Source organism: Rhizobacter sp. P2_H2, from assembly GCF_056403375.1.
This window is the reverse complement of sequence record NZ_JBFUFP010000658.1, coordinates 1-3102: the sequence shown is the minus strand read 5'-3', so window position 1 is coordinate 3102 and position 3102 is coordinate 1. Positions and strand designations below refer to the sequence as shown.

The following is a 3102-nucleotide window of genomic DNA, read 5'->3' as shown; positions in this document are numbered from 1 at the left end:
CGGCCAGCCGCGCGWGGCGGTGGCGCAGGCACGGCGCGCGCTCGAGATGATGCGCAAGCTCGGCGGCCAGGATCCGGGCAACACGCAGTTCCAGGCCGACGTCGCCAGCATGCAGACCTCGCTCGGCGAGGCGCTGCTGGCCGACCGCGATGCGCGTGCCGGCGTGGAGGTGCTCAGCGCCGCGGTGGCCTCGTTCGACGCATTGCCGGCCGGCATGCGAGAAGACAACTACGTGCACCACCACCAGGGACTCGCGCACCACCTGCTGGGTGTCGCGCTGCAGGCCCGGCAGCAACCCGGCGATGCCGCCGCGGCCTGCAGCCAGCAGCGGCTCGCGCTGCCGATCCTCGAGGAGATGGACAAGCAGGGCATCCCGCCCGGCGTCACCGGGCCGGCGGCCGTGCGCGAGGCCTTGAAGGGCTGCGGCTAGCGCCGGGTCGATCCTCCCCGATCGAACAGCTTCGGCACCACCGCCAGCACCAGCAGCGCCAGCAAGGTGCTCAGCAAGGCCGTCGACTCCCGGCCCAGCCCGCAGGCCACCCCGATCGCGGCCGTCATGAACACGCCCGCCGCCGTCGTGAGGCCGACCACCTGTTCTTCGTCACGCAGCTTCAGGATGGCGCCCGCCCCGAGGAAGCCGACGCCCGCGACCACGCCCTGGATCACGCGGCTGAGGTCGGCCACCTGCATGCCGCCCTGCTGCGGCACCAGCACGAACAGCGCCGCGCCCATCGCCACCAGCATGTGCGTGCGGATGCCCGCGGCCTTGCCCTGGCTCTGCCGCTCATAACCCAGCACGCCACCCAGCAGCGCCGCGAGCGTCAGCCGCAGCAGCACGCGCGTGATCTGCTCCGGGTCGCCGAGGTCGGAAAACTCGGAGCGCAATGCTCGCATCACCTGATCCATCGACGTTCCCTTGTTCTGCCTCAACAAATGCTACCGCTGTACTTGACGCTCGCCGACCCCTGGCGCAAATTCGCGCCGTCAGCGGAAGTCTCGCTCCACAACAAGTCAAGGGCCGCCATGAGCCAGCCACCGGAGACCTTCACCAAAGGCCAGGAGCTTCGCAGCTTCCTCTTCCTCACCGCCGTGATGGCCCCGCTGCTCGCGGTGGCGCTCGTCGGCGGCTACGGCTTCATCGTCTGGATGGTGCAGCTCTTCACCGGTCCGCCGGCGCACTGAACCATGCCGGTCCCCGTTGAAGCCGCCGAGCTCCACATCGCGAGCCTCGTCGTGCAGGCCGTTGCGGCCGATACCGCGTCCGTCGCCGCCGCCATCGCGCAGCTGCCCGGCAGCGAGGTGCACGCGATGTCGCCGCAAGGCAAGCTCATCGTCACGCTCGAAGCCGCCTCCGCCGACGAGATGCTCGCGGCGATCACGCTGATCCAACGCAGCCCCGGCGTGCTCACCGCCGCGCTCGTCTACCAATGCGCCGACACCCTGGCCACCATGAATGAGGAGATCCCCGATGTCCCGGATGTCGATCCCACGCCGTGAGTTCGTCCGCCAGACCGCAGCCGCCGCCGCGGCCGCCGTCGCCGGCATCCCGCTGCCCTCGCCCGCCCAGGGCGCCGGCGACGCCTCGCTGAAGTGGTCCAAGGCCCCCTGCCGCTTCTGCGGCACCGGCTGCGGCGTCAGCGTCGCCGTCAAGGACAACCGCGTCGTCGCGACGCGCGGCGACCCCGAGGCCGAGGTCAACAAGGGCCTGAACTGCGTCAAGGGCTACTTCCTGTCGAAGATCATGTACGGCGAAGACCGCCTGACCCGCCCGCTGCTGCGCATGAAGAACGGCCAGTACGCGAAGGACGGCGAGTTCCAGCACGTCTCGTGGGACCAGGCCTTCGACGTRATGGCCGCGCAGTTCAAGCGCGTGCTGAAGGAGAAAGGCCCCACCGCCGTCGGCATGTTCGGCTCCGGCCAGTGGACGGTCTGGGAAGGCTATGCCGCGCTGAAGCTGATGAAGGCCGGCTTCCGTTCGAACAACCTCGACCCGAACGCCCGCCACTGCATGGCCTCGGCAGCGGTCGGCTTCATGCGCACCTTCGGCGCCGACGAGCCGATGGGCTGCTACGACGACATCGAGGCCGCCGATGCGTTCGTGCTGTGGGGCTCGAACATGGCCGAGATGCACCCGGTCCTGTGGACGCGCGTGACCGACCGCCGGCTGAGCGGCAAGGATGTGAAGGTCGCCGTGCTGTCGACCTTCGAGCACCGCTCGTACGAGCTCGCCGACATCGAACTCACCTTCACGCCGCAGACCGATCTCGCGATCCTCAACTACATCGCGCACCACATCATCTCGACCGGCCGCGTGAACCGCGAGTTCGTCGACAAGCACACCTCGTTCCGGCTCGGCAACGCCGACATCGGCTACGGCCTGCGGCCGGAGCACCCGCTGCAGAAGGCCGCGAAGAACGCGGGCGATGCCGGCGGCTCCAAGCCGATCGGCTTCGACGAGTTCGCGCGCTTCGTCGCGCAGTACGACCTCGAGTCCACTGCCCGGCTGAGCGGCGTGCCGAAGGAGCGCCTCGAGGCGCTGGCCGAGCTGTACGCCGACCCGAAGATCAAGGTGATGTCGTTCTGGACCATGGGCTTCAACCAGCACACGCGCGGCGTCTGGGCGAACAACATGGTCTACAACCTGCACCTGCTCACCGGCAAGATCGCGACGCCCGGCAACAGCCCGTTCTCGCTGACCGGCCAGCCGTCGGCCTGCGGCACCGCGCGCGAGGTCGGCACCTTCGCCAACCGGCTGCCGGCCGACATGGTCGTCACCAACCCGAAGCACCGCGCCCACGCCGAAGAGATCTGGCAGATCCCCGAGGGCACCATCCCCGGCACGCCCGGCTACCACGCGGTGCTGCAGAACCGCATGCTGAAGGACGGCAAGCTGAACGCCTACTGGGTGATGGTCAACAACAACATGCAGGCCGGCGCGAACCTCACGCAGGAGGGCTACCCGGGCTACCGCAACCCCGACAACTTCATCGTGGTGTCCGATGCCTACCCGACCGTCACCGCGCTCGCGGCCGACCTGGTGCTGCCGGCCGCGATGTGGGTCGAGAAGGAAGGCGCCTACGGCAATGCCGAGCGGCGCACGCA

At 69.2% G+C, this 3102-nt stretch carries 5 protein-coding genes; 4 read left to right on the top strand and 1 reads right to left on the bottom strand.

Annotation, left to right across the window (positions count from 1 at the left end):
- Positions 1 to 430, top strand: a 430-nt coding sequence (locus AC1D15_RS24230) for a hypothetical protein (RefSeq protein ID WP_477827974.1), incomplete at its 5' end; no start/stop codon positions are given.
- On the opposite strand, the gene AC1D15_RS24225 is transcribed toward AC1D15_RS24230, so the two are convergent.
- On the bottom strand, positions 427 to 894 hold the full coding sequence (locus AC1D15_RS24225; protein ID WP_477827973.1) for an MgtC/SapB family protein: 468 nt from the start codon (positions 892 to 894) through the stop codon (positions 427 to 429). The genes AC1D15_RS24230 and AC1D15_RS24225 overlap by 4 nt on opposite strands.
- 129 nt (positions 895 to 1023) lie before the next feature.
- Here AC1D15_RS24225 and napE point away from each other — a divergent pair, with 129 nt between their 5' ends.
- From napE to napA, 3 genes are all read left to right on the top strand, one after another.
- On the top strand, positions 1024 to 1182 hold the full coding sequence (gene napE, locus AC1D15_RS24220; protein ID WP_477827972.1) for a periplasmic nitrate reductase, NapE protein: 159 nt from the start codon (positions 1024 to 1026) through the stop codon (positions 1180 to 1182).
- A gap of 3 nt (positions 1183 to 1185) precedes the next feature.
- Positions 1186 to 1497, top strand: coding sequence for a chaperone NapD (locus tag AC1D15_RS24215; RefSeq protein ID WP_477827971.1), 312 nt, complete (start codon positions 1186 to 1188; stop codon positions 1495 to 1497).
- The coding region (gene napA, locus AC1D15_RS24210; protein ID WP_477827975.1) for a periplasmic nitrate reductase subunit alpha at positions 1478 to 3102 on the top strand (1625 nt) is incomplete at its 3' end. The genes AC1D15_RS24215 and napA, both read left to right, overlap by 20 nt.